The sequence below is a fragment of the Algoriphagus sp. NBT04N3 genome (genome assembly GCF_019443765.1).
Lineage (GTDB): Bacteria > Bacteroidota > Bacteroidia > Cytophagales > Cyclobacteriaceae > Algoriphagus > Algoriphagus ornithinivorans.
The window spans coordinates 2,419,945-2,443,887 of record NZ_CP048415.1 but is presented as its reverse complement, the minus strand read 5'-3'; the positions used below and the strand labels follow the sequence as shown (position 1 = coordinate 2,443,887).

The window sequence follows — 23,943 nt, the reverse complement described above, 5'->3', positions numbered from 1 at the left end:
TTAAGCTATGAAAATAACAAACTCACTTTTTAAATGTCTGAAATTTACAACCACCTATTTGAAGATTTAGAGGACAAGCTTAGAATGATTGATCTGGAAGAAGACAACATTCTCAAAAAATCAGAGCAAAGTTTTCAGACAGCCCTTCAGGCCATCAACCAGTTGAGAGATGATTTGCAACAGAAGCCATTGGTTTCACAAAACGATGAAATCTCGTTTTTCAAGGAGATCAAACCCAAGTTCATCAGCAAGCTGATCTATCATCTGAGTGTGTTCAATATCGAAACTAACAAGCCCAATGGAGGAATCAAGGTTAGACGTAAGTATTATCAAAACGAACTGGACAAGCTCAAACGTTACTTTGATAACAACCTGGAATTTTACCGCTACTACCGCACCCACAGCAACTATCTGGATCACAAATACTTTGTCTGTGGCAAGCAAGATATACGGCTAACCCTTGATTCATTTTTTTTTCGAGACAGACCCTAATTTCTCCACCAGCCACGACTTTAAGGTCTCCAACATCCTGGCCAATGACTTACTCAACGTCTATTTGGAAGATGAACTGAATAAGCTTGACCTGAGAGATATGGCCAACGGAAAATCACAAGTTGAGCCGAAGGGGAAATTGGTTTGGACAGAATCCAAAGTCTCTCTTATCGAACTGATGTATGCCCTCCAGGCTCGTAGAGTGTTCAACAATGGCACTGCGGATCTGAAAGAAGTTGCAGCATTTTTTGAAGACACCTTTGGTATCGAATTGGGGCAATATCATCGTACTTTCCTCGAAATTCGCATCCGCAAGACCGGACGTACCAAGTTTCTGGACTCCCTCCAGGAAAGTATCATTCGTAGAATGGATGAAGCTGATGAAAAATAGGATATAATCTTTCCGAACTTCGGATTAGCTTGTGAATAAAACCCACTAAACGGGAACATCTTCGCTGTTCAATAAACATTTGTTAAGATATGGCAGCAGAAGTAATTACCACAGACGACCTGCGTGAGTTCAAGATCGAGCTCCTGGAAGACCTCAAAAGATTACTCAAAGAACATTCCGGTCAGCCTACAAAGAAATGGCTAAAATCCTATGAAGTCCGTAAACTCCTGGACATTTCGCCAGGCACCTTGCAGAACCTGCGGGTGAACGGCACATTGCCTTTTACCAAGATCGGGGGCGTAATCTACTATGACTATACCGACATTCAGTCCATGCTCCAGTCCAATAAGTTTCAGAACCGCTTGAGGTAAAGCACATGGCCGGGCATGAACTACATCAGGCACCTTTCCGCAGCGTTCCAGCAGATGGATGCAGATACCAGGCTCACGCCCTACCATATCAGTCTGTATATGGCCTTGTTCAGGCGGTGGAACCTCAACTTTTTCAAGAACCCGATATCCGTGTCGCGGGACGAGTTGATGAGGTTGTCAAAAATCGGTTCGGTGAACACCTACACCAAGTGCCTGAAACAGTTGGATCAATTCGGGTATATCCGTTATGAACCGTCATACAATCCGCATCGGGGCAGCCTCATTTACCTGTACAGTTTTGATAAAGGTGATGATAAGGGTACTGATACAGGCAGTGAAATAGCTGTGAGACCTTATACAAACAATACAAACCCTTTAAACAATGAAAACGAAACAAACTTGGGTAAGCGAGCTAAAAATTTTGAGACAAGTTCAAATGATTCGGAAATGAAGAAAGAGAAAAGTTCCGCTAAAAGAGAAAGAATGACCGGCTATGGCCCGGACATTCCACCTCTGGAAGAACATGTCAAAATCTACTTTGATGAAAAAGGATATCCTTCATTGGAGGCCGAGAAGTTCTACAACTACTTTCAGAGCAATGGCTGGCTGGTAGGTGGCCGTTCCAAAATGAAAGACTGGAAAGCAGCCGCCCGCAACTGGATGCTGAACGCCCAAAAATTTAATGCCTATGCAAAAGATCAGCGAAACCATCAGCCAGGTCCTAAACCCGGAAACCTCCACTCAGGAACCGGCAAAGACTATGGCGAGCCACTCTAAGTCTTGCTCAGAGAGTGTTCAAAGCAACATCATCCAATTCGACAAATGCCTTGAATTTATGGAGAAAGCAGGCAAGGCCTACACCAGTCCAAAATTCCGGATATGGAAGGAAGACCACTTGATTATATTCAAACTTCTGGTCTACTTCTACCAGGACAAACCCAATGCTGAAAAGCACGGCATTGACTTACACAAAGGCATCCTGCTGACCGGTCCGGTCGGTTGTGGCAAAACCTCCCTGATGACCCTGCTTCGCTTCATGCTCGCACCCAAAGAACAGTACATTATCAAATCCGCTCGTGACATCACCCTGGAATTCATACAGGACGGCTATCCAGTTATCAACAAATATTCTAAGTCAGCCTTTCAGCAAACAGGTGGAGAGCTGGCCCCAAAAGCGTTTTGCTTCGATGATTTAGGTGTAGAATCAAACATCAAATATTATGGAAATGAAACAAATGTGATGGCCGAGATTCTTTTGAGCCGCTATGATATGTTCATCAGCCGCCACATGCTCACGCATGCCACGACCAACCTTTCCGCCAGTGAGATAGAGAACTGTTATGGGAATAGGGTTAGATCAAGGATGAGGGAGATGATGAATGTAATAGCTTTTGAGAAGGAGGCCAAGGACAAAAGGATATGACGTGTCCCTTAGTGGTACATGTGCAGATTTTCATGTCCCGTTTTTAATGTTTTTGTCTCATGTCCCATCACGGTACATATAACTTGTTTCATGTCCCAATTTTTGTATTTTTGTCTCATGTAATTAATAGGAATGAAGAATATCGATCCATCGAAACCACTCAATGATTTGCCTCTTCTACCTCCTCCGGTGGAAAAAGTAGAGACTATCCAAATCCTCAAACAGGAGAGTAAAGCTGCTGTTGCCCTTGCAGAGCTGAAGGGATTGGCAAGGACCTTGCCCAACCAGGGTATTTTGATCAATGCCATTGTACTCAAAGAAGCACAGGCTAGCTCAGAGGTGGAGAACATCATTACCACGCATGACAAGCTCTATCAGGCTCTGGCAGCCAAGTCGATGACAATTGATCCTTCGACCAAGGAAGTCCTACGGTACAGGGAAGCCCTGCTCTATGGTTTTGAGGAGATTAAAAAGAAAGGCTTCCTAAACACCAATGGTATTGTCCGGATTCAATCCATATTGGAAGAGAATGAGGCCGGAATTAGACAACTACCTGGTACTTCCCTAAAAAACGATCTGACGGGTAAAACCATCTATACACCACCGGACGATAAAGAAACAATAGTCAGACTGATGAAAAATCTGGAAGACTTTATCAATGATGAACCCGATAGAATGTCTCCCCTGATCAGGATGGCCATACAACACTACCAGTTTGAGAGCATCCATCCATTCTATGATGGAAATGGCCGGACGGGCAGGATTATTAACGTGCTTTACCTCATCCTTCACAATCTGTTGGAAATACCCATGCTGTACCTCAGTGGCTACATTATAGGCCACAAAGGAGCTTACTACAAATTGCTACAAGAGGTGAGGACTAAAGACAATTGGGAAGGTTGGATATTGTTTATGCTTAAGGCCATTGAGGATACTGCGACAAAGGCCATTTCCCAGATCCATGGGATCAACAGCATCTTCAATGAGATTCAGGATAAGGTAAAAAATGAAGCCCCTAAAATCTACTCGAAAGACTTGATCGAACAATTGTTTGTTCACCCCTATACCAAAATAGAATATATCTCCAATGGGCTGGGCGTAGAAAGAAAAGCCGCTTCCAGGTACTTAAAGACTTTGGAATCCATTGGAATCCTAAAACTCGAACCTATCGGGAAAGAGAATATTTTCATCAACCAGCAATTGTACCAACTACTGAAGCAAAGTTAGACCATGGCCAAAGCTCGAAAATCCATACCCCAAAAAACGAAATCTCTATTACAACAAGAGGTTAATTCCCAGTGCCCAATCTGTGATGATCAGAATGTGGATCATTTTGAAATTCATCATATTGACGAAATTCCCGAAAACAATTCCCCTGACAACCTTTTGATGCTTTGCCCGATTTGCCATTCCAAGATTACAAAAGGTGATATTAGTGAGGAGGAGGTCAAACAAATCAAGAACTATCTTATGATTAAAGCTAAAGGCAAATCCAGTGCAAAGTCATCAAATACCATCAACATCAAAGGCAATGTGTCCAACTCTACAGTGGCCAATTCGATCAGTGCACAGACCATTGTTTATAAATCCAGAAGCAAACCAAAGATGGAATTCGCTGATGGTGCCATAGGTAAAAAAGCGGAATTGAAAAAACTATGTGAAGCATCTGATAGATCGATATAACGAATACAAGGAAGGCGATGTTGGTAAATCCAAAATGAACTATGCTGCCATTTGGGGCATCATCAAAAAGGAATTTAAAGCCAGTGCCTACCAAGTCCCAGAAGCCCAGTTTGAGGCTCTATGTTTGTTCCTCCAGCATCGCATCGACAATACAAAGCAAGGCAGGATCAACAGAGGGAAAGGCTTTAAGAACTATTCAACATTTGATGAAATCTATGGTGGAGAGTAAGCAGAGCAATCTTGATTGGCTGAAAAAAAGATGCCCAATTCGTCCTAAAAAGTGGCATACTGAAAAGGTTCTCAGAATAAATGAAATTGAGAACTATAGGTTCTATTCTCGGAATTCAACAAAGACTTACAGAGGAATCATTAGTCCGCTAGATATAAAAGGTATTCAATACGCCTATGCTTATAACGATGAGAGTGATATTACCTGGATTGACTTATTGAACAATTTGAAAAGGTTTAAGGATATTCGTCATTCAAACATGACTCATGAAGAGTTGATCGAGCACGCCCAAAGTGATTACAACGAATCCAGAACGGTTTCAAAGTTTGGCTCTCTTTATTTTACTACCACCGGTCAGCACAGAATGGCTTTGTGCAAATTTCTCGATTTGGAAAAAGTTACAGTCCAGATTAACGAGTATACCTTTGATCAAGAAAAATTTAATGCCTATTAGGCTAGAAAGAAATTTGTAAAACAGCTGTTAGATAGAGGTCTAATTTCTGAGGAATTATTAGAATCAGAAATAATGAGTTTTGAACACGGCATAAGCCTGAATATCCGAGGAGTTTTCATCATGATGGGAGACCAAATATTTGATGGGCTTATAAACCTTTACGATGGCCTTAGCACGAACAAAGTATTAATCACTTTTGAATCCTTGATTTATGGTAAGCCTTCTACTTTCAATAATGATGTCAGAAGCCAATCTGATTTACTTCAATTCAAGTACTTTTTAAGAAAGTGTAAAGCGGAATTACTGAGTGATGTCTAACATACATCATGATCTCCTTCAAAGAGAAGCGAATTAAGGTCAATCCCTTACCGAAGATAGTCTCTCCCCACACCCCTGTGCCTCCAGCCTGCTCATTCCGCTGCGCTGCACTCACAAGCTTCCAGCACCGCACAGCAAGAGTAGCCCGTTATTCCATTCCACTTCGCTCCATTCCATACCGTGCCACACTTGCTTTTCCCAACCCTGACCCCACGCAGGAAAAGCGGTGTTCGTCTTCCGCCCTCGGCATAGCATCATGCCAGGCCACCACAGCCCATTTTTTGAAAGGGTCTATTTTCTAAGGTCAAAAAATAAGCTGTGTTGCCTTACAGGTCTCCGCTAAAGCTCCGAGCCTGTCATGCTGCTTGCAACTCGGTTGTCATCCTCACGGCAGCCTACTCTGTCTTTTTTGCCGCTTCTCTTCGTTTCGTTGCGCTTGCCAGGCTTTGCAGGAATTGTTTAATTGAAAGCGGTCTGCTTCAGCTTGGCAGTGCTCACTGCACTTCGTTCAGCCGCAAAAAATCCACCGGCTGCCAGTGTTTTTGCTCGCCTGCGGGTCGCTGCGGGCTGCGGGACTGTCATGCTTTTTGCACCAACCCCGGTTCCCAACACACAGGTAATCGCTTATACCCGGCCAACGCTCAAAAGGCAAAAAATCACGCCAGCCCTTGTGTAGTTCCGTTCCATTCCGGGCTTTTGTGGAGGATCAAATTACAAAAGCCCTGCATTCCACTTCACACATAGCAAGCCCCCGCAGTGCGTACCTCACTGCTTTCCGGTCTAGCCCCCTTGCTCCACTCGCAGACGGCTCGCAAGCCTCCGCTCGTTCCTCTCTTCGGCTGGCTTGGCCGTTCGTCCATTACGCTGCGCTCCACAGCCTCCGTCCAGCCGTTTTGGTTTTCCTGCGTTCCCGCACTAAATTCAATTTCCACAGCTAACAATATTGATAATTTATGAATTGTAGAACCAGAAAAAGAAAGGAAGAACTCAACCGAAAATTTTATATTCAACCCGTTAACTACTTAAAACTTCTTAATGGTCAACACAAACAAGGCTGTTGTGGGGCATTGGATGACAAATACTACATCTTTTCGTATAGACCCAGGGGTGATTATGACGCTCAATCGAAATACTTTTTTGTCGGTACTCATTGTGCCAATGAATTTCTAGATATTATCAAACACGACCCACTTCCTCTTTTTAATCCTTTAATACATGAGCAGGGGAATCACTCTCCAGGCAACAGTAATTCTTCCGGATCCAAGGACAAAGCATTAATACATCCCTTCAATCGGGAGCTACTTACTGCTACTAATATGCTCTGTATTTCATGGAATATTATTCCTGAGACTCGCTTGGAAAGCTTTATCAGTTTTACACGAAGAAGACCAGATAACCCTAATTACAACGGCATAGAGATGTTTAATAGGATTGTGGCAAAAGATGCCAGAAAAAGAACCCTCAGAAAAATGATCGATGAATTAAGAGAAACCAATGACCTGAAGGAAATGAGATTTGACTTACTAAACCAACATCTTGACATGAATGGGATCGAAAATCATATTGGTTGACGAAACCGAACAAAAACAAAGAGTGCAGCTAATTTAGGCGGGCCCCGCAAGGCCAACCCTGATCAAGACCATCAAGGTCAAGCCCTCCGGGTTTTTGAAAAAATCTCCACCCTCTGGGTAGTATTTTTCCAAAAAACCTTGACTGCCCTGTCCATGCCCACCTGGCAAAAGGCTTTCTCTTTTCTTTTTTTCCCTTTTTTCTTTTCTCTTTTGAAATGTGTGCGAAGCGGAGCGAGCAAAACTTTAAATGCTCATATTATGCACACTTTTCAGATCAAAACTTATCGAAAAAACTCCACCAGCTCTAAGCCTCATTTCTTCATTCTTTCCAAAGGACTGAATGCGGGAAAGCCGCTCGAAACCCCTTGTCCCAATTGCTTCACCATCAACACAGAATCGGAGGAGGCACGGAACTTTTATTTCTGGCTCTCTTACGGTCTTTGGCAGGCACGGGCGTTCACGCCATACCTGACCGGTTCTGTTGTCCCATTCATCAGGATAGGTGATGCCAGGACAGTATTGCTGGCAGGGCAGGAAAAGGCTTTGAAAGACCGTAGGAAGTACCTGAAGTCCTTAGCTCTCCTTCAGGACTTTGAGAAGAAAGCCAAGATTCTCCAAAAGCAGGTGGAGCTTGTGAAGCAGGTAAAGAGAGCCATCATGTTTCAGATACTCCTGAAATGAAAAAAGGCCCCATGAGGAGGCCTTTTCAGTGAGAGGAACACAAACTTTCCCGACTTTGCGGGAATCACATCCCCTTCGGAGGTGGATGTTTTCTTTTGAACCGTTGGAATAGCACCTTTAGCAGAATGGACACGGTAAAGCTCACTACCGCTCCAACAGCAGCTAATACACAGGTGTGGAGGATATCCCCGGAGCTGATATTCACCAGGACACTCAGCAACGTGCCTCCGGCAGTTCCTGCCTTCGTGCCTCCTCCACTTACCAGGTTAGCCATCTTTCCTGTCCGCTTTTGCACCATCCTCTACAGTCACCTGACTGACTGCAGTCAGTACCGTCCCACCTACGGTGAGATAGCCGCCCAGGGCAACTATTCCGGCCGGTAAACTGATTGGTGCTGCCAACAGAGCGCCACCAGCTGCCGCTAGTGCCAAACCCACGTTTCGGAGCACTTTGAAAAACTTGGGTGTTGGGGCTTTCGCCCTTTCTATGATCGTCATACGCTTTTTGCTTTTTGAATATTGAGAAATACATTTTCGCCTCTTTCCATGGCCTCAAACACAAGTGTTTTCAGCCTGGAATCGGCAGTTTTGGAATCCGTCCCTTTACCTGGACCGATGACCTTTGAAACCGGGGCTATACAGCCCTTCAGTTCCTTCAGGGCGTCATTGGCAGGGTGAAAAAGGATGCCGCTTCTATTGGGTACATTTTTCACCAGCAAATGCCAGCCCCGTTTATCGGTGTATCGCTTTACAAGCTCATACCTCCCTTCCGGGATGCTCGATACCATCCGCTGGTTTTCCCTCCAGGGAAGCTCGATGGTGGAGCAGACCAGCTGCTCACCATCACGGAGCTTTCCGTTGGTTCCCTCCGGATAATAGCTTCTTGTGAGAATCAATTCCATCCGAACCAAAATTAGGTTTGCTGAACTGCAGGAGCACCATCAATAGCCACCAACGCCAGGGCGTTGTAGGAGCCGTTTTTTAGTGGGTAGAAGCTACCGTTCACTTCCTGATAGAACTCCACACCAAAAACCAGCATTAGTGCCTTGGTACTGTTTGCAGGCAAACCATTGGACAGGTTCACCGCAGCTTCCGCCTGTGGCCCGATTTCAATCTCTCCACTTTCAGAAGCAACCAGGGTGAAGTCATCGGCCTCAAAATCAATCTCCACCGCAGCAGATACAAATTTCAGGTGCGTAGCACCTTGAGGCGCAGCAATGGTATTTTGGGGAACAAAGCCCGGCACATTGACTACAGCTTCACCAGTAGCTCTGTCAATACTTGCGTCAAATGGCACATATATTGTAGCTCCCAGACGGCCATTTGCATTGAATTCAAAGCCCTGCAAAAGCTCCAGCTCACCATCGAGAACGTTCCGTTCTCCACGGGCACTGGTTGCATCCGCTTTGATCACCTTCACCATTTCTTTGGTCAGTCTGGAGGTCAACCGACTGTCAGAGGTACGCAGAAGTAGCGGCCTAAAGGCCGTTCTCAAAGTCCGTCCGGCTGCACCGGCACGGCCAAACTCAGCACCGTTTTCACGGGTACGCTGAAAAGCCGGATCATTCTGGATCCGGTCTTTGTCCACCCCACCCTTTTCCCGGGCCAGGTAGCCATCTTTCGTTTTGTAAAAGGACATGTCACCGACTTTGCCCTTCAACTTGATAATCCCAGCTTGTCTTGCCATATCATTTGAATTTTGATTTGTTGCTTCGTTGCAACTCTTCGAAAATCCGATAATTACGAAGGGCAGACAAAAAACAGGTTCCGGTTAGGAACATTGAATACCGTTTATTCCGAATGGTTCAAAATGAACTGCCAATGGCATTCCGTATATTTACAGTACACCAAAAGCATACATGAAGTATAGATAAAGTATGATCGAAACCAAACGAGCCTGTATTTATCCAAAAGACGTGCAGCGGATCACTGGCAAGAGTGAACGATACGGCAGGAAGCTCCTTAACAGGATTAGGGAGGAGCTTGCTAAAGAGTCACACCAGTTCGTGAGCGTAAACGAATTTTGCGAATTCACTGGCCTTGCACCGTCCATTGTAGAGCGCTACATCACCGATTGACCTTGCCAGATGAAGGCAGTCAAACGGCACTAAAATCTATCGCCAGTTACCAATAAAATTTAGCACTTTTTGCCACGATTTGAACCCAAAAAGCGGGCTTTTTTGTATATTTACAAAGGTTTCGGAGTTCACCAAATGCACTCAAACCAGTTCGAATAAATTGAGAACTGAACGGTGAACCCGCTGAAATTACGTTTTGTAACTTACTGATACATAAAGATTTGCACGGGGTGGTTGTAATCCTGACATCCCGACATTATAATTAGAAAGGCGGCGGTTAGCATGTCCTGACTATGGTCAGGATGGTCGTGCTAACAAAGTCAGGTTCACCTTGGCAATTTTAAAAAGTCTCTCTTTAAAATATTTTTTGTTTATGGAGTTTGTAGTCTACATACTTTTTTCAGAAAGGCTCGGCAAGTATTATGTTGGCCAGACATCTGATCTAGATAAACGATTAAAAAGGCATAATTCTGGAATAGAGCGATTTACCCGGTTAGGTACTCCTTGGGTTTTGGTTCACTCTGAATTGACTAATTCAAGAGCTGAAGCAATGAAATTAGAAAAGAAAATCAAAAATTTGGGTGCGAAGAGATATTTGGAATTGTAGAAAAGGCGGCGGTTAGCATGTCCTGACTATGGTCAGGATGGTCGTCCTGACAAAGTCAGGATCACCCCGACATAATAATTAGAAAGGTGGCGGTTAGCATGTCCTGACTCTGGTTTGAGAGGTCGTCATGACAAAGTCAGGATCACCCCGACAAATAGCTTTAGTACGGTTTTTCTAAAAAATTCAAAAAATCAAAAAAAAGCAGTCGTTCTGGCTGCCTTCTATTCTTGATAAACAGTAAAAGAAATTTTTACCAATTCGGATGCTTTTTCATCCAATAGTCTAGAGATACTCTTCCTGATCCGTAAAAAAAATATGACTATTTTTAATGTTGCACGTATGGATAGACAGCCGCGATAATCAGCCTGTCAAATAATTTTTCTCCAAAGTATCTTCTGTTGAGCTTGTAAGCAAATTCATCGAAGTAGTTCTGCAGGTATTTTTCTGAAACTATGTGATATATCCCGAGGAGATTTTTCTTCAGGTTACTTATTGCTGTGTGTACCCAATTGAGTGTTCCATTTGTTGAATCCTTGGAGGATTTCACTTTGATGTGCTCCTCTACCATTTTCTCCAGATCGACATATGCGGTGTTTTTGTCGGTAAATAAAACCGAGGACGAATCCACGGTGGTTTCCACAAACTGTTTCACCGAATCACTGGTCACATCCTTAAGTATTTTCATTTTGAAAAAGCCACAATGGCTTCCTTTCTTACCCGAATCAGGATCTTCCAAAGGAGTGGATTCGCAAGCTACTGCAACAATCGCCTGTTTCTGACTACCCTTTCCTCGCTTTAGCTGTTCCTGAACTCTTTTACGGGTTGCCTTTTCTACATAGGCCTCGTCGTATTCCACCATCCCCTTGAGCAAATAAAGACCATCCCGTTTGCCCATGACTACTCTAATCTTATTCATCAGACTGAATGCTGTTTGGTATCGTTTAAGTCCAAGTTGTCTTTGGAACTCCAAGCAAGAAAAGCCTTTCTTGGTAGCTGACATCAACAGAAACGCAGTAAACCAGGTATGCAGCGACAGGTTGCTGGGCTCCATCACCGTTCCGGCTTTTAAAGAAGTTCTCCTTCGACAAACACTACATTCGAAGAACTTCCTGCCCGAAAACCAATAGTGCTTAGGGAATCCCTTACAGATTTTGCAGTAAATCCCTGCTTTTTGACGATAGTTTTTCAGAAAGATCTCACAACTTTCCTCATTTGGAAAGTGATGGATAAAATCTATGATATTCATGGGCTTTTGTATTTTTACACAAGTACCGCTTATCTTAATGACTACGGAAACTAATGTCACTAACTGCCTAAGAATATTTGGCTACGTGCATGATTCCGAACAGTCATAAAAAAAAATTATGACTATTCGTAATGTTGCACGTATGGATAGACCGCCGCGATAATCAGCCTGTCAAATAATTTTTCTCCAAAGTATCTTCTGTTGAGCTTGTAAGCAAATTCATCCAAGTAGTTTTGCAGATATTTTTCTGAAACCATGTGATATATCCCGAGGAGATTTTTCTTCAGGTTACTTATTGCTGTGTGTACCCAATTGAGTGTTCCATTTGTTGAATCCTTGGAAGATTTCACTTTGATGTGCTCCTCTACCATTTTTTCCAGATCGACATACGCGGTGTTTTTGTCGGTAAATAAAACCGAGGACGAATCCACGGTGGTTTCCACAAACTGTTTCACCGAATCACTGGTCACATCCTTAAGTATTTTCATTTTGAAAAAGCCACAATGGCTTCCTTTCTTACCGGAATCAGGATCTTCCAAAGGAGTGGATTCGCAAGCTACTGCAACAATCGCCTGTTTCTGACTACCCTTTCCTCGCTTTAGCTGTTCCTGAACCCTTTTACGGGTTGCCTTTTCCACATAGGCCTCGTCGTATTCAACCATCCCCTTGAGCAAATAAAGACCATCCCGTTTGCCCATGACTCTCTAATCTTATGCATCAGACTGAAAGCTGTTTGGTATCGTTTAAGTCCAAGCTGTCTTTGGAACTCCAGGCAAGAAAAGCCTTTCTTGGTAGCTGACATCAACAGAAACGCAGTAAACCAGGTATGAAGCGACAGGTTGCTGGCCTCCATCACCGTTCCGGCTTTTAAAGAAGTTCTCCTTCGACAAACACTACATTCGAAGAACTTCCTGCCCGAAAACCAATAGTGCTTAGGGAATCCCTTACAGGTTTTGCAGTAAATCCCTGCTTTTTGACGAAAGTCTTTCAGAAAGATCTCACAACTTTCCTCATTTGGAAAGTGATGGATAAAATCTATGATATTCATGGGCTTGTGTATTTTTCCACAAGTACCGCTTATCTTCATGACTACGGAAACTAATGTCACTAGCTGTCTAAGAATATTTGGCTACGTGCATGATTCCGAACAGTCATAAAAAAAATATTTCGGTTTAGGTTTTAAGGAAATAGAAGAAAAAAATTTTTCCTTAAAATTGGAAGCGGTTTCAAAGGTCGTTCAGTCTTTGGCAATGGTAGCATTAAACTAGTAGCCACTCTTGTCTAAAACCAATGATCTGTGTGAAGAAGTCTTGCCTCTGTCACGGATGCTTATTTAGACAAATTTATCCCATTTTTGAAGAGGAGGTTTCGGATAAGCTTTATCTCATGACAAAAGGTTATTTTTTGGGTTGCTATGAAAAATTGGGATTTGAATTGGTGGAAAATAGAGTGCAATCCCCGGTCAAGAAAAAAATATGGTATCCATCCGACGAAGCCATATTTTAAATTACTATGTATGTTGGAAGGACGAATATCTTGTTCCTTATTAAATTCCTAAAATTCCAACTCTTATCCCAAAAAATTCGATTTTTGTATTTCTATGCCTTGTACGTAATTAATCTCATTTCCACTATTAATGTAATTTGATTTGATCAATATTTAAAAACTCTATTTTAGTTAGACCTATTGAGTCCTGAAATCTATAGGGATTGTTATATTGATCAAAAGCTACAATATCACGATTTAAAAATCCAGACCTTAATAAGGTTCCTGATAAAGTATAAATTGAAATGAAGTATTTAAATGAATGATTATCTTCTGATCTATTAAGTAATTTTGAAATTTTATAAATTTTGTCATCTAGAGCAAAAATTCTTTCTATCTTATTAGGAGAAATTATCGAATCTGTTTTTAGGGAATCTTTGTTTATTAAATTGTTATGAATGAGCTTTTTAGTCTCTATTTTTATCTTAAATGAATCGGAATTTTCAATACTTTTAAACTCTAAATCCTTTGTGTTTGAAGTAAGAATACTATAGTTGTTTTTAATTGACATAAGAAAGTAATCCTCAAATGAACCATTAAAAGTTATGGCATCTTGATTGAATAGCTTACATTCAGAAAAAATAAACCTATAAACCTTAAATGAATTACTTTGCAAATCATTATGACCGATTAATAGCTCACCATTATCTAAAAAAGTATGTTTAGTATTATGCATAAAAAATGAGGGACTATTAATACAACTTTTAGATTCCGTGAAATTGGATAAATTGAATTCCACAATTTCTTTATTAAAAAAAAGGAATAATTTGTCCTTTTTTTGCAATGAAAATAAACAAACATTATTTCTCGTTCTTATACCGTTAGATTCAGAAGAATTTGAGTATGATTTTTTGAAAATTTGCTCACCTTTTCTATTAAAAATCAAAATCATTGACTCGCCAGGTTTAAAAACAATTAAATTAGAGTTGTGAGTATAAAATTTTGGAAAGGAAATTTCGTTGATATTTTCCGTATTTGGAAAAACAGAATCGAAATCAAATAAATATTCATCGGATAGAATTTTTGGCTCATCACATGATACGCCTATAATTCCAAAGATAAGAATTCCCAAAATAAACGTTTTAAGATTTTTCATTCTAAAATGAGCCATTCACCTTCCTGAAATTTCAGAATTGATGAATTTAATATATTATAATTTAGTGAATTATTTGTAGAGTCATGAAAAATAGGCGTTGTTGTAGGAAAGGAGTTTTTAAATAGCTTAAATTTCACTTTATTTTTTGTGGAGACTAAAATGTTAATATCTTTTCCTGATATATAACTCTTTGAATATTCAACTGCCGACAAGAAACAATTTGAACAGGCATCTAGATCAATAAAAAGTATGTCATTTTTGTTTCCCATATTAAAATTTTCAACATAGTCAGTTAAAGAATTTTTATCTGGAACGGATGAACAGGAACTTATTATTAAAAAGCCATAAAAAAGCCATTTAAAATTCAAAGATATCATATTGGACATATTCATCAGAGAGACCTTCATAATCTTTGTTTGTAAGTGGGATATACAATCCATCAATTGCTACGAATGAAGAATAATGAAAATATTTATTTGAGGGAAATTCAACTTGTTTTATTAGATTGAAATTATTATCATAAACCAAGACTGCAAACTTATTTTTGCTATTATCTTTGGTAGATCGATCTTCTTCGGTTAGATTTCTTTGGATTATAAAAAATCTATAATAAACATCTCTATATTTATCGTAAAGTAATCTCGCGTAAGAATTTTGTGAAACTACAAATTTATATTGTTCATTAAATGGATTTCCAGGAGGAAGTTCAACAAATCCTTGAAAATCGGGTGTTCCACATAACCTTTTACTAATGAGTATATTGTTTGAATTATAGATGTAAATGGTATCTGAAAGTGGAAAGCTATAAATTGTTGAATCTCCCTTAATTGTTTTTAAGGTGAATGAGTGGTGAGATGTAGCAATTTTTGAAAAGTATTCATTAGGGTATTTAATATTAGAAATTGGACTTATTGTATCCGATTTCAAATCCCATTTGAAATTTGTAATCACATCCTTTGGTAAAGGATTATATATGTCGACATACATTTGAATAGTTGAAAAATATATATTTCCGTCTCTATAAAGGCTAGGATTTGAGGGAGAGGTAATATGATTTAAAATATATTGACCTTCTTGCGCCTCCTCTAAAACATCATAAATTTTCCCTTTTTCATCAACTTTTTTCCCAACATTGTTTATGAGCAAAGTTCCATTGAAATTATATTGAGGAAATATAAAAATCGAATCCTCATTATGGTAAAAAAAACTGTGAGCAATAAATCTCGTGTCTAGACTCAAATCATTAATACTTATCCTTTTTTCTAATTTTTTGTTGCCAAGATCGTAAAAATCAAGACTATTATATATTTTATTTAGATTTATCAGAAGTTCTCTATCATTTTCGTCTTCAATCACCTGTATCCAATTGAACTGATACGTCGATACGGAATCAAGGGAAATACTTATTGACTCTTTGAGATATTTTTTGTATTGGGAAGAATTTTCTGAATCTTTGTTAGTGGTGCAAGAATATATTAAAAATAATATAGTTATGTTAAGATATGTAGAAATTCTCATTTTCTATTAGGATTTGAAAAATTATGGAGATAGAAAACCTTCTATCTCCATTTAAATTTAGTCGACTTAGTTAGGATATGAGCCTTCACATCCTGTGTTTGGACCTGCACAACCTCCAAAATCAGTTTCTGTACTAAAAATATAAGTTCTTCCGTCACAAACGTATACATCTGGACCTCCAGGAGAATATGAGGCGTGACAGCTTCCCCCTCCTTCTCCTCCTATGTCTGCAAATCCTTGACTAAATCCAAAAATGGTTGTAAGTCCTAAAGCGAAAACTAGAGTTACTCTCTTAAAATGTTTCATAGTTTATTAAAATTAAGTTCACGGCAAAAATTGTTTTATTTTCAAATAAAAAAAACGTAAACGAATTTTTTTTTTATTTTTTTTCGGGGAAAATTTAATCTACTATTGCGAATAGGAGTTTCTTTTTTTGCTTTGAACTAAATCCAAGAAATTTGAATGATTATACCGACTCAGAGCTTTCTTTGTTTCGCTCATTTTGGCATTAGAAATTCTTTGTTTTTCTACAGGGACAGTCTGCATACGTTCAATCTTTCCGCTATTTTGGATTTCACCAGTTCTGGATATTTGTGGCTTAAACAGTGAACAATTGATATCATAGGTGAATTCTTCGAACTGTATTTTCATATAATTTGTCACCATTCACCAGTCAAAGGTGAATTTGACCCAATTAATAGTCATCAGTCCAATTATAACACCTCACTGAGGAGTAACTTTCACCCAACTTTCAGTCATTCCCATTTCCTGGTTTACAACATCAGCTTTCAGCCAGCCCACTATGTATATTAGAATCTACTTTTCTTTGGTATAGTTTTCTACTGCATCTAGAACCTCATCATAGGATATTTCTTTAAAGATTCCATTGATATCTATATCCAATACTCATCCTATTTTGCTGCATCACCTTATTGCAGACTGAATGGCCACTTTGGTATTCCGTATTGGCCGGTAACCTTTAGCTGTAGGTGAGAAAAGCCAGTAATACTATATGTTCCATTTAGATTTTGACCCCCTTTTATCCAACCCTTCTGACTATGAAACTGAGACACCCAAAATCAAAAGACGAACATTTTTGCTAGTTTTTGTTTGCCTTCGTTCAAAAGTAAAGTTTTTCAATTTTTTTTACCTGAAGATTTAAGTTGAATTTCAACGGTTTATATTCCGGATTCAAGGGGGGGTAGAAGGGGGGGGATGCAAATCCTACCCAGCATCCAATTGAACTTCAGAGATGATTGGGAAGAAATACGATAGTGGGGGAAAAGCCTAAATATTTTGCGACAGTCTTTTGATCCATGAATTGGTTTGTGTGGATCATCTTGAAAATTGCCTGTTAGGTAAAATTCCTTTCCAAGCCAAATCGTCCCCAACTCTAACCTAGTAGAAGTAGGAATACAGTCTTATATAAGACCAGTAACTAAAATGAAAAGGGGGGTTATCCTGTCTTAAACAAATTGGTTTAATAAAGAAGGGTTAAATGTCGATTTGGTTTCGTCCTGAAGGCCAAAATAACATAATGAGCCTCCTTGCTTTTTGAAGACAACATTCAATTTCAAGATTTAAATTGCTAATGTAACAGTAAAAATGCAGCTAACACGGAATGTAAATTAGTGGCTTTTTACTTTTTTATTTGCATGAATTTTTAATAAAAAAATTGACAAAAAGTCAGAACCGTGGTATATTTGGGCATTATGGATACCTTGCAAAAATTAAAGCGTCATTTGCGTCGGGGAAAGGTGTATCGCCGTTCTGATCTAGAACGGTGGTCTAGTTCTGTGGATCGTCATTTGAAACAACTTTTGAACAATGGGACTTTGCAAAAAATGTCGCAAGGGGTTTACTATTATCCAAAGGAAACGGTATTCGGTGCAGCTCCACCGGACGAGTCCGCTCTTGTTCGATCTTTCCTGAAGGATGATGAGTTCTTAATCACCTCTCCTAATGCCTACAATGCACTAGAGGTAGGTACTACACAGCTGTACAACAAGCGTGTCGTGTATAATCACAAACGTCATGGTGAGTTTGATCTTGGCGGGCGGAAGTTCTTTTTCCACATGAAGCCCCGGTTTCCAAAAAAAGTAACTCCTGAGTTTCTGCTGGTTGATTTAATCAATAATTTGGACACCTTAGCTGAAGACAAAATGGCTGTACTTTCAAGAGCAAAAGAAAGGGCAGCAAAGCTTGATCCTGTAAAATTGAAACGGATAGTTTATACTTACGGAGGCTCACGGGCAAAGAAAGTTTTTTTACCAATCGTAGAAGATCAACATGCCTGAACAATATCTGCATGAGCGCAAAGACTTTATTGATCTTCTGAGAATTCTTGAAAAAGAAACGGGCATCCAAATCCAATTGATAGAAAAAGATTATTGGATCATGCATGTACTGCATGGCCTCAAAAAGCAGGGATTTGAGTTCGAGTTAAAGGGAGGGACGTCCCTGTCTAAGGGGTTCCAGATTATTCATCGCTTTTCTGAGGACATTGATATCCATATCAAAGCTCCTGCTGATTTGGGAGTGAATGAAAACCCAAAAAGCGATAAGCCCAAAGCCATTCAATCGAGAAAGGATTTCTATGACTGGTTGGCCAAAAATATTTCGATAGATGGGGTCATTAATATCAAAAGAGATGCTGATTTTGACGATACCGATAAATACAGAAGTGGTGGAATCCGCCTGTTTTATGAAGCCCAGACAGGTTACTTAGAGGGTATAAAAGAAGGTATTCTACTGGAAGCTGGCTTTGATACCGTTACTCCAAATACTCAGCTTCTGATTAGCTCTTGGGCGTATGATAAAGCTTCGGAAAACTCTAAAGTTAAGATTATTGACAACAGGGCTTTTGATGTGGTTTGCTATCATCCAGGATATACCTTTGTTGAAAAACTCCAAACAGTAGCAACAAAGTATCGGATGGAACAAGAAACCGGAATTAAGAAAGCTAATCTGATGAGGCAATATTATGATTTATATTGCCTTTTAGAAGTTCCCGAAGTTTTGGAATTCATCGGCACTGAAGCTTATTTTGAGCATAAAAAAGCTCGCTTTCCTAAGAAAGACCTTGAAATTCCTATTTCAGAGAATGAGGCATTTCTTCTTATCAATCCTGATCAAAGATCTGATTTTGAGACACGGTATAAGGCCACAGAAGCCTTGTACTATAAGGGGCAACCGCAGTTTGGTGATTTGCTAGAAAGAATAGCTCAGAAAATTGAGAAGCTATAATTATTTTATATGGATATACGCTTTCTTACCAGTATTGATAAAAATACGGCCTATTGTTTGCTAAAAGGATCAGAATCCCGAAGCTTCGCCTGCTTTGGCTGGGTCTACTGTCTTCCTTCTCAATGAGTAAAGGAGATTTGGCCAATAGTAAGATTCCGGAAAATCATTTCCTATATCCCTCGCCAGATAATTAAAAAAATCTAATTTCAAAATGGTTGGATTGGGTAGGACACAATAGGCTTAAACCAGAAGAGGCTTATAGTCCCTATCCGGAGATGGGTATACCTTGTGATATTTACCCCTCTTCCTATTCAGCCATTGTCCGGATCAAGATCTTTTTCCCACATCAACTAAAAGTAAGATTCAACGAGATAGAATCCCAAGCTTGGATGTTTCCTATGTTGATAAAGTCAAAATTAATAGCGTTTTAACCTATGGAATTGATTTTTCCCCCAAAAAATACCCCATACAGGGTATTTTTTTTATATCCAAAAATCCTTTTCTTACAAAGGTCTTTTATTTCCTGAATGTAAGCCAACTCTTTTCTTGATCTTATCTTTCTCTACTTTCCCTCGGCTGTGAAGGAGGGAGGAGATCAACTATTAAATTTCACCAATTGACAATGAGTAAATCCTATCTCATTTTGTATTTGATTTTTAGATGCCTTAAGAAAGAGGTAAGTTTATGAGTTCTATCAGACAAAATAGAGATATTATCTAGAAAAACTTTATCAACACATTGGTAATTAGTGTTTTATGAATATACTTTTTGAAAACATTGAGAGTCTGAGTAGAAATTATCAAGGGATTGCCATAGAAGAGGAGGATTGTCGACAACACCTGCAGGGCCCCGTCATGGAGAACCTGCAAGACCGTGAGGAATGGCAAGATTCTTTAGATCGGTTAAGGGCGCTGAGGGATGAAACAGGGTTTGATGCAAATGAAGGGCTCATGGCTGATATTCAAGCATTAGAGAATGAAGAAATACAAGTTCAACAGTTCCGGGTTGGAGAAGCTTATGCGGAGGTAATTTTAGAACAGGAATTTGTTTGCCGTTTTCATTGGAATGAGAAACGGGATGCTAGAAATCCAAAGGGGAATAAAAACGGAGCAGACTTAGTCGGATTTATTGAAGTTGATAGTCAGGTTCTTTTCCTTTTTGGTGAGGTTAAAACTTCTTCCGAAACAGCCAATCGTCCCCCTCAAGTTATGACTGGATCTGGTGGTATAGAAGGCCAGTTGAGGGATATATACAATGACAGGCGCAAAAGGCAAATTTTGATCAGCTACCTTCAAAATAAAATGAGACATTTTCCGGCTGAACACCAATTCAGGACAGATTTCGATGCTAGTTTTAGAGCTTATTATAGTATGGATAATTACCATCTTGTTGGTGTTTTAGTCAGAGATGTGGAACATGATGAGAGGGATGTTTCCTTAAGCTATGGTAGGTTAAGAAGCCATGTTTTGGAACCTAAAGGCATAAAACTTTTGGCGATGTACCTTCCCATTCCCAAAGAGGATTGGGGGCAGATCATAAATAATAAAGATTAATGAGCATACAAGTGAAATATAACTATCTCGAACAAGCATACCCTGATATGCTTGAGGGGATCGGTATGCTCATTCAAAAAGGAAAGCTAGCCAATCGGTTTGATCAAGTAAACTTGACAGATGGGGATTTGGCACAGCTAGAGAAGGCCAAGGAATTATGCGAGTTAAGAATTATCGAGCTTTGGGATGTTCGGGACTCTGCTGAATTTAAAGCTTTGTGCTCCGTTTACTTCGATATTGCCAGTCAAATTCCGATAAATATTGAGAATGAATATTTTATACTTGGTCAGTTCAAGCTAATCGCATTCGGCTATTTGGGAGAGCATTGGCACTTTGTAAAGCAGTATCTCAAAGGACTTGACGGTCAAATCCAATCGCTGGAGCTTGGAGAAAGCTGGAACAATAGAATTTTGACGGTTTCCTTCAAGGCAATTGTTCATTTGGTCAAAAAAGAGAATTGGCGTGACATAAGTCAGGCAGTAGAGCTTATCAATCAATTAAGAAGTGAGCAAAACCAGTTTGAGAATAATTTTTTAGATCAGGTAAATGAGGAAAGCCGCCCTTATGGAGCTGCTGAACTGGTATCCTTGTATCACTTCGCCAAGAGTATTGATATCCTGGGACAGTATTTATTAGAGGGGCGACCCTTAGAGCCTGAAGATCAGTTGCGATACCATTTACAAATTTCTGGAGAGTACGCCCATAAATCAGGCAATATTAGTTTGGGCCTATTATATCAATTTTTTGAAGCATTTGCTGTTAAAATTGTTCGGAATACAATCTGGTACAACACCAGAGGGATCAACAATTGGGTAACGACCTTCAATCGATTCATCAGTCGGCAAGAACAGGGAAGGTTTGAATTGCTCTACCCACAGAAAGAGTCCATTTTGGAAGGGCAATTGCTCAATCCTGCACATCGGGCCATTGTTGTCAATCTTCCTACATCGAGCGGAAAAACCTTAATAGCGGAATACCGCATTTTACAGGCATTAAATCAATTTAGGGAGCATGGCGGTTGGGTTGCTTATGTGGTGCCAACAAAAGCATTGGCGAATCAGGTTTACAACCAACTCAAACGGGATTTAGGTAATATCGGCTTAAGGATTGAAAAAGCTAGCGGTGCCATTGAATTGGATGGTTTTGAGCAGCACCTCATTGAAGAGAGTGGAAATCAAACTACGTTTGATGTATTGGTAACCACCTACGAGAAAATGAACCTGCTCGTCAGGCAAGGTCTCGGCACCACCACTGTTCGCCCATTGGTTTTGACTGTGGTGGATGAAGCCCATAATATTGAAGAAAAGCAAAGGGGCTTAAACCTGGAATTTTTACTTTCCACAATTAAAAACGACTGTGAGGAGGCGAATTTCTTGTTGATGACTCCTGATATTTCCAACTCCGAGGATGTGGTAAATTGGCTCGCTGGTGATCGAGGACAGGTAATCAATTTGGAGTTGGATTGGTGGCAGCCAAATGAACGAGTGATCGGTGCCATTCAGGTAGAAGGAAGAGGAAGGGACTATGATTATCTTCTGAAGACCCTCCATACAGATAAGGGTACATATGAAGTTGGGGACGCTATTCCTTTAGGAAAAGGAGATTCTGCAGAAACAGCCTCAGAGGCGAGAGGGTCAAAAGTGAAAATCACGAAAGCTGTAGCCGCCAAATTTCTAAACCTTGATTCTCCAATTATTGTCTTAGCATCTGACCCCAACGAAACCTATAGTATTGCGGAAACTCTCTATGAAAAATCCATTGATGACTTTGCACAGGATGAGGATGTCGATTTATTGATGAAATTAGTTCAAAGTGAACTGGGGGATAATTTTCCCTTAGCTAGGTTTTTAAAAAGAAGGATTGCCGTACATAGCGCTGCATTGCCCGATGAGATTCGATTTCTGATTGAAGATTTGATGTCCAATGAGAAACTGCAGGCTTTGGTTGCTACTACCACCATTGCACAAGGAATCAATTTCCCTGTATCAGCTGTGATAATGGGTGCTTACAATTATCCATATTCAGGACCTATGCCAGTCCGTGATTTCTGGAATTTGGTTGGGAGAGTGGGTAGAGCCGGTCAAGACACTATGGGCTGGGTGGGGATGGCCGTTAGAAATGATAATGATTTACAAGAGGTTTCTACCTATATCACATCGGCCTCTGGGGCATTATTATCACAATTGGAGAAAGCTATCGACAATGCTTTAAGACATGCTGATTTTGGCTTTGAAAGGTGGCTTTTTGTTGATGAAAGATGGTCTGCCATCCTTCAATACATATCGCATCTCAGGAAGCAGATACAAAGTCAAGAACTCTTTTTAGCCCAATTAGAACAAAAGTTGCAGGGAACTTTAGGCTACCGGCAGTTGCCTATTGATAAGAAAAACTTTTTAAGAGATAATATTAGAAGATATGCGAGTTCTATTTCCTTAGCTGATGCAAAGATGTCAGATGCAACAGGTTTTTCATCAGTTTCAGTAAGGCAAATGATTGGCAAACTGGCTACATCAGGAATTTCTCCAAGTGATTGGAATAGAAATCAACTTTTTTCAGAGCAAAATCAAAGTATGCAGAAACTCGTAGGCATAATGTTAAGTACCTATGAAATAAAAAAATCAATAGAAGAACTAAGTTCCGGAGAAAGATCCTTAGACCAATCGAGTATTGCGAGAATGATCATAGATTGGGTTAATGGTCAGAATATATCAGCAATAGCACATAGGTTTTACCCAAATGAAGATATAAACATAGCTATTCAAATGGCGACCAAGGCTTTGTACAAAGTAGTGGCAAACTCAGCAACTTGGGGGCTAGCTGCTATGCAAAAAATGCCAACAAGCGGTGTGGATTGGGATAGTCTTTCTGAGGTTGATAAAAAACGGATGGCTAATCTCCCTGCTTACCTGCACTATGGTGTCAATACAGACGAAGGGGTGCTGATGAGGAAAAACAATGTCCCGAGAAGTATTGCCAACAGGATTGGTCAATTATATAATACAGCTGTAGAAGGGGAAATATTTTCTCAACCATCCGATTCTGTAAGCAATTGGCTGAGCAGTCAAAGTCTGGAAACATGGGAAAGTGTGCGACCTGCTGGATCAAGACTAAGCGGTCAAGAATATAAACGAGTTTGGGAAAAATTGAATGGTATAAATTGATGCTAAACTTAAATTAAGAAAACTAATTAGAGGAGAATATCTTCAAATGCTTTCTGTTTCCTTATCCTGAAAACAAGTCCGGATGGTCCAGAATTTCTGAATCTAATTTCGCTCGATCACCTTCTCCTTAAGGAAAAGGAGGGATGAGATAGGAAAGCCAATTACAAATGGGTAAGGATAGTAGGTGGGATTGTAAATGACTCCCAGTCCAATTTATGATTTGACTACTCCTAGATGGGAAGCCAATTGAATTTGGTTGGAAAATATGGGTGATATTACAA

At 40.1% G+C, this 23,943-nt stretch carries 25 protein-coding genes and 1 pseudogene; 17 read left to right on the top strand and 9 right to left on the bottom strand.

Features of this window, described 5'->3' with window-relative positions:
- The first annotated feature begins 33 nt into the window (after positions 1-33).
- The 12 genes from GYM62_RS10590 (at position 34) to GYM62_RS10535 (ending at position 7,613) form a co-directional block, all read left to right on the top strand.
- Positions 34-492 (top strand): RteC domain-containing protein, encoded by a 459-nt coding sequence (locus GYM62_RS10590; RefSeq protein ID WP_219956384.1) that lies wholly within the window; start codon positions 34-36, stop codon positions 490-492.
- A complete protein-coding gene (locus GYM62_RS10585; RefSeq protein WP_219956383.1) occupies positions 461-883 on the top strand; it encodes an RteC domain-containing protein in 423 nt (140 codons plus the stop codon). Before GYM62_RS10590 ends, GYM62_RS10585 begins: the two co-directional genes overlap by 32 nt.
- An 89-nt stretch (positions 884-972) precedes the next feature.
- A complete protein-coding gene (locus GYM62_RS10580) occupies positions 973-1,254 on the top strand; it encodes a helix-turn-helix domain-containing protein (protein ID WP_219956382.1) in 282 nt (93 codons plus the stop codon).
- A gap of 150 nt (positions 1,255-1,404) precedes the next feature.
- The gene (locus GYM62_RS10575) at positions 1,405-2,031 is read left to right on the top strand and encodes a hypothetical protein (protein ID WP_219956381.1); all 627 of its coding nucleotides are present in this window, start codon (positions 1,405-1,407) and stop codon (positions 2,029-2,031) included.
- A complete protein-coding gene (locus GYM62_RS10570) occupies positions 1,943-2,677 on the top strand; it encodes an AAA family ATPase (RefSeq protein WP_370627620.1) in 735 nt (244 codons plus the stop codon). The genes GYM62_RS10575 and GYM62_RS10570 overlap by 89 nt, the downstream gene beginning before the upstream one ends.
- A 132-nt stretch (positions 2,678-2,809) precedes the next feature.
- On the top strand, positions 2,810-3,904 hold the full coding sequence (locus tag GYM62_RS10565) for a Fic family protein (RefSeq protein ID WP_084121506.1): 1,095 nt from the start codon (positions 2,810-2,812) through the stop codon (positions 3,902-3,904).
- Positions 3,905-3,907: 3 nt separating this feature from the next.
- Positions 3,908-4,360, top strand: coding sequence for an HNH endonuclease signature motif containing protein (locus GYM62_RS10560; protein ID WP_219956380.1), 453 nt, complete (start codon positions 3,908-3,910; stop codon positions 4,358-4,360).
- On the top strand, positions 4,335-4,589 hold the full coding sequence (locus GYM62_RS10555; RefSeq protein WP_219956379.1) for a hypothetical protein: 255 nt from the start codon (positions 4,335-4,337) through the stop codon (positions 4,587-4,589). The genes GYM62_RS10560 and GYM62_RS10555 overlap by 26 nt, the downstream gene beginning before the upstream one ends.
- Entirely contained in the window at positions 4,567-5,043 is a 477-nt protein-coding gene (locus GYM62_RS10550) for a hypothetical protein (protein WP_219956378.1), read from the top strand. The genes GYM62_RS10555 and GYM62_RS10550 overlap by 23 nt, the downstream gene beginning before the upstream one ends.
- Before the next feature lie 72 nt (positions 5,044-5,115).
- Positions 5,116-5,361, top strand: a complete 246-nt coding sequence (locus GYM62_RS10545) for a hypothetical protein (protein WP_219956377.1) — start codon at positions 5,116-5,118, stop codon at positions 5,359-5,361.
- A gap of 953 nt (positions 5,362-6,314) precedes the next feature.
- Positions 6,315-6,932 carry a hypothetical protein gene (locus tag GYM62_RS10540; protein ID WP_219956376.1) on the top strand — a complete coding sequence of 206 codons (618 nt, stop codon included), beginning with the start codon at positions 6,315-6,317 and terminating at the stop codon, positions 6,930-6,932.
- A 258-nt stretch (positions 6,933-7,190) separates the two neighbouring features.
- Positions 7,191-7,613, top strand: coding sequence for a hypothetical protein (locus GYM62_RS10535; protein ID WP_219956375.1), 423 nt, complete (start codon positions 7,191-7,193; stop codon positions 7,611-7,613).
- A gap of 64 nt (positions 7,614-7,677) precedes the next feature.
- Here the strand turns inward: GYM62_RS10535 and GYM62_RS10530 are convergent, their stop codons facing one another.
- The 4 genes from GYM62_RS10530 to GYM62_RS10520 are packed head-to-tail and all read right to left on the bottom strand — an operon-like array spanning position 7,678 to position 9,299.
- Positions 7,678-7,887, bottom strand: coding sequence for a hypothetical protein (locus GYM62_RS10530; protein ID WP_084121501.1), 210 nt, complete (start codon positions 7,885-7,887; stop codon positions 7,678-7,680).
- Positions 7,880-8,110 carry a hypothetical protein gene (locus GYM62_RS21010; protein WP_084121500.1) on the bottom strand — a complete coding sequence of 77 codons (231 nt, stop codon included), beginning with the start codon at positions 8,108-8,110 and terminating at the stop codon, positions 7,880-7,882. Before GYM62_RS21010 ends, GYM62_RS10530 begins: the two co-directional genes overlap by 8 nt.
- Positions 8,107-8,514: a DUF5675 family protein gene (locus GYM62_RS21005; RefSeq protein ID WP_084121499.1), complete on the bottom strand. Its 408-nt coding sequence runs from the start codon at positions 8,512-8,514 to the stop codon at positions 8,107-8,109. The genes GYM62_RS21010 and GYM62_RS21005 overlap by 4 nt, the downstream gene beginning before the upstream one ends.
- Before the next feature lie 11 nt (positions 8,515-8,525).
- Positions 8,526-9,299, bottom strand: coding sequence for a hypothetical protein (locus tag GYM62_RS10520; protein WP_084121498.1), 774 nt, complete (start codon positions 9,297-9,299; stop codon positions 8,526-8,528).
- A 764-nt stretch (positions 9,300-10,063) separates the two neighbouring features.
- On the opposite strand from GYM62_RS10520, the gene GYM62_RS10515 reads away from it, so the two are divergent.
- Positions 10,064-10,297, top strand: a complete 234-nt coding sequence (locus GYM62_RS10515) for a GIY-YIG nuclease family protein (RefSeq protein WP_219956374.1) — start codon at positions 10,064-10,066, stop codon at positions 10,295-10,297.
- A 325-nt stretch (positions 10,298-10,622) separates the two neighbouring features.
- Here GYM62_RS10515 and GYM62_RS10510 read toward each other — a convergent pair whose 3' ends face one another.
- From GYM62_RS10510 to GYM62_RS10490, 5 genes and pseudogenes are all read right to left on the bottom strand, one after another.
- Entirely contained in the window at positions 10,623-11,543 is a 921-nt protein-coding gene (locus GYM62_RS10510; protein WP_219956373.1) for an IS1595 family transposase, read from the bottom strand.
- 122 nt (positions 11,544-11,665) lie between these two features.
- Positions 11,666-12,591, bottom strand: a pseudogene (locus tag GYM62_RS10505) (IS1595 family transposase).
- Between the two features lie 585 nt (positions 12,592-13,176).
- The gene (locus tag GYM62_RS10500; RefSeq protein ID WP_219956372.1) at positions 13,177-14,199 is read right to left on the bottom strand and encodes a hypothetical protein; all 1,023 of its coding nucleotides are present in this window, start codon (positions 14,197-14,199) and stop codon (positions 13,177-13,179) included.
- Between the two features lie 342 nt (positions 14,200-14,541).
- Positions 14,542-15,702, bottom strand: coding sequence for a DUF4221 family protein (locus GYM62_RS10495; protein ID WP_219956371.1), 1,161 nt, complete (start codon positions 15,700-15,702; stop codon positions 14,542-14,544).
- 66 nt (positions 15,703-15,768) lie between these two features.
- A complete protein-coding gene (locus GYM62_RS10490) occupies positions 15,769-16,008 on the bottom strand; it encodes a hypothetical protein (RefSeq protein WP_219956370.1) in 240 nt (79 codons plus the stop codon).
- A 1,538-nt stretch (positions 16,009-17,546) separates the two neighbouring features.
- Between GYM62_RS10490 and GYM62_RS10485 the strand changes: the two genes are divergently transcribed.
- From GYM62_RS10485 to GYM62_RS10470, 4 genes are all read left to right on the top strand, one after another.
- A complete protein-coding gene (locus GYM62_RS10485) occupies positions 17,547-17,999 on the top strand; it encodes a hypothetical protein (RefSeq protein WP_255590330.1) in 453 nt (150 codons plus the stop codon).
- A complete protein-coding gene (locus tag GYM62_RS10480) occupies positions 17,992-18,948 on the top strand; it encodes a nucleotidyl transferase AbiEii/AbiGii toxin family protein (RefSeq protein WP_219956369.1) in 957 nt (318 codons plus the stop codon). The genes GYM62_RS10485 and GYM62_RS10480 overlap by 8 nt, the downstream gene beginning before the upstream one ends.
- 755 nt (positions 18,949-19,703) lie before the next feature.
- Positions 19,704-20,501: a hypothetical protein gene (locus GYM62_RS10475; RefSeq protein ID WP_219956368.1), complete on the top strand. Its 798-nt coding sequence runs from the start codon at positions 19,704-19,706 to the stop codon at positions 20,499-20,501.
- On the top strand, positions 20,501-23,662 hold the full coding sequence (locus tag GYM62_RS10470; protein WP_219956367.1) for a DEAD/DEAH box helicase: 3,162 nt from the start codon (positions 20,501-20,503) through the stop codon (positions 23,660-23,662). The genes GYM62_RS10475 and GYM62_RS10470 overlap by 1 nt, the downstream gene beginning before the upstream one ends.
- Positions 23,663-23,943 lie beyond the last annotated feature (281 nt).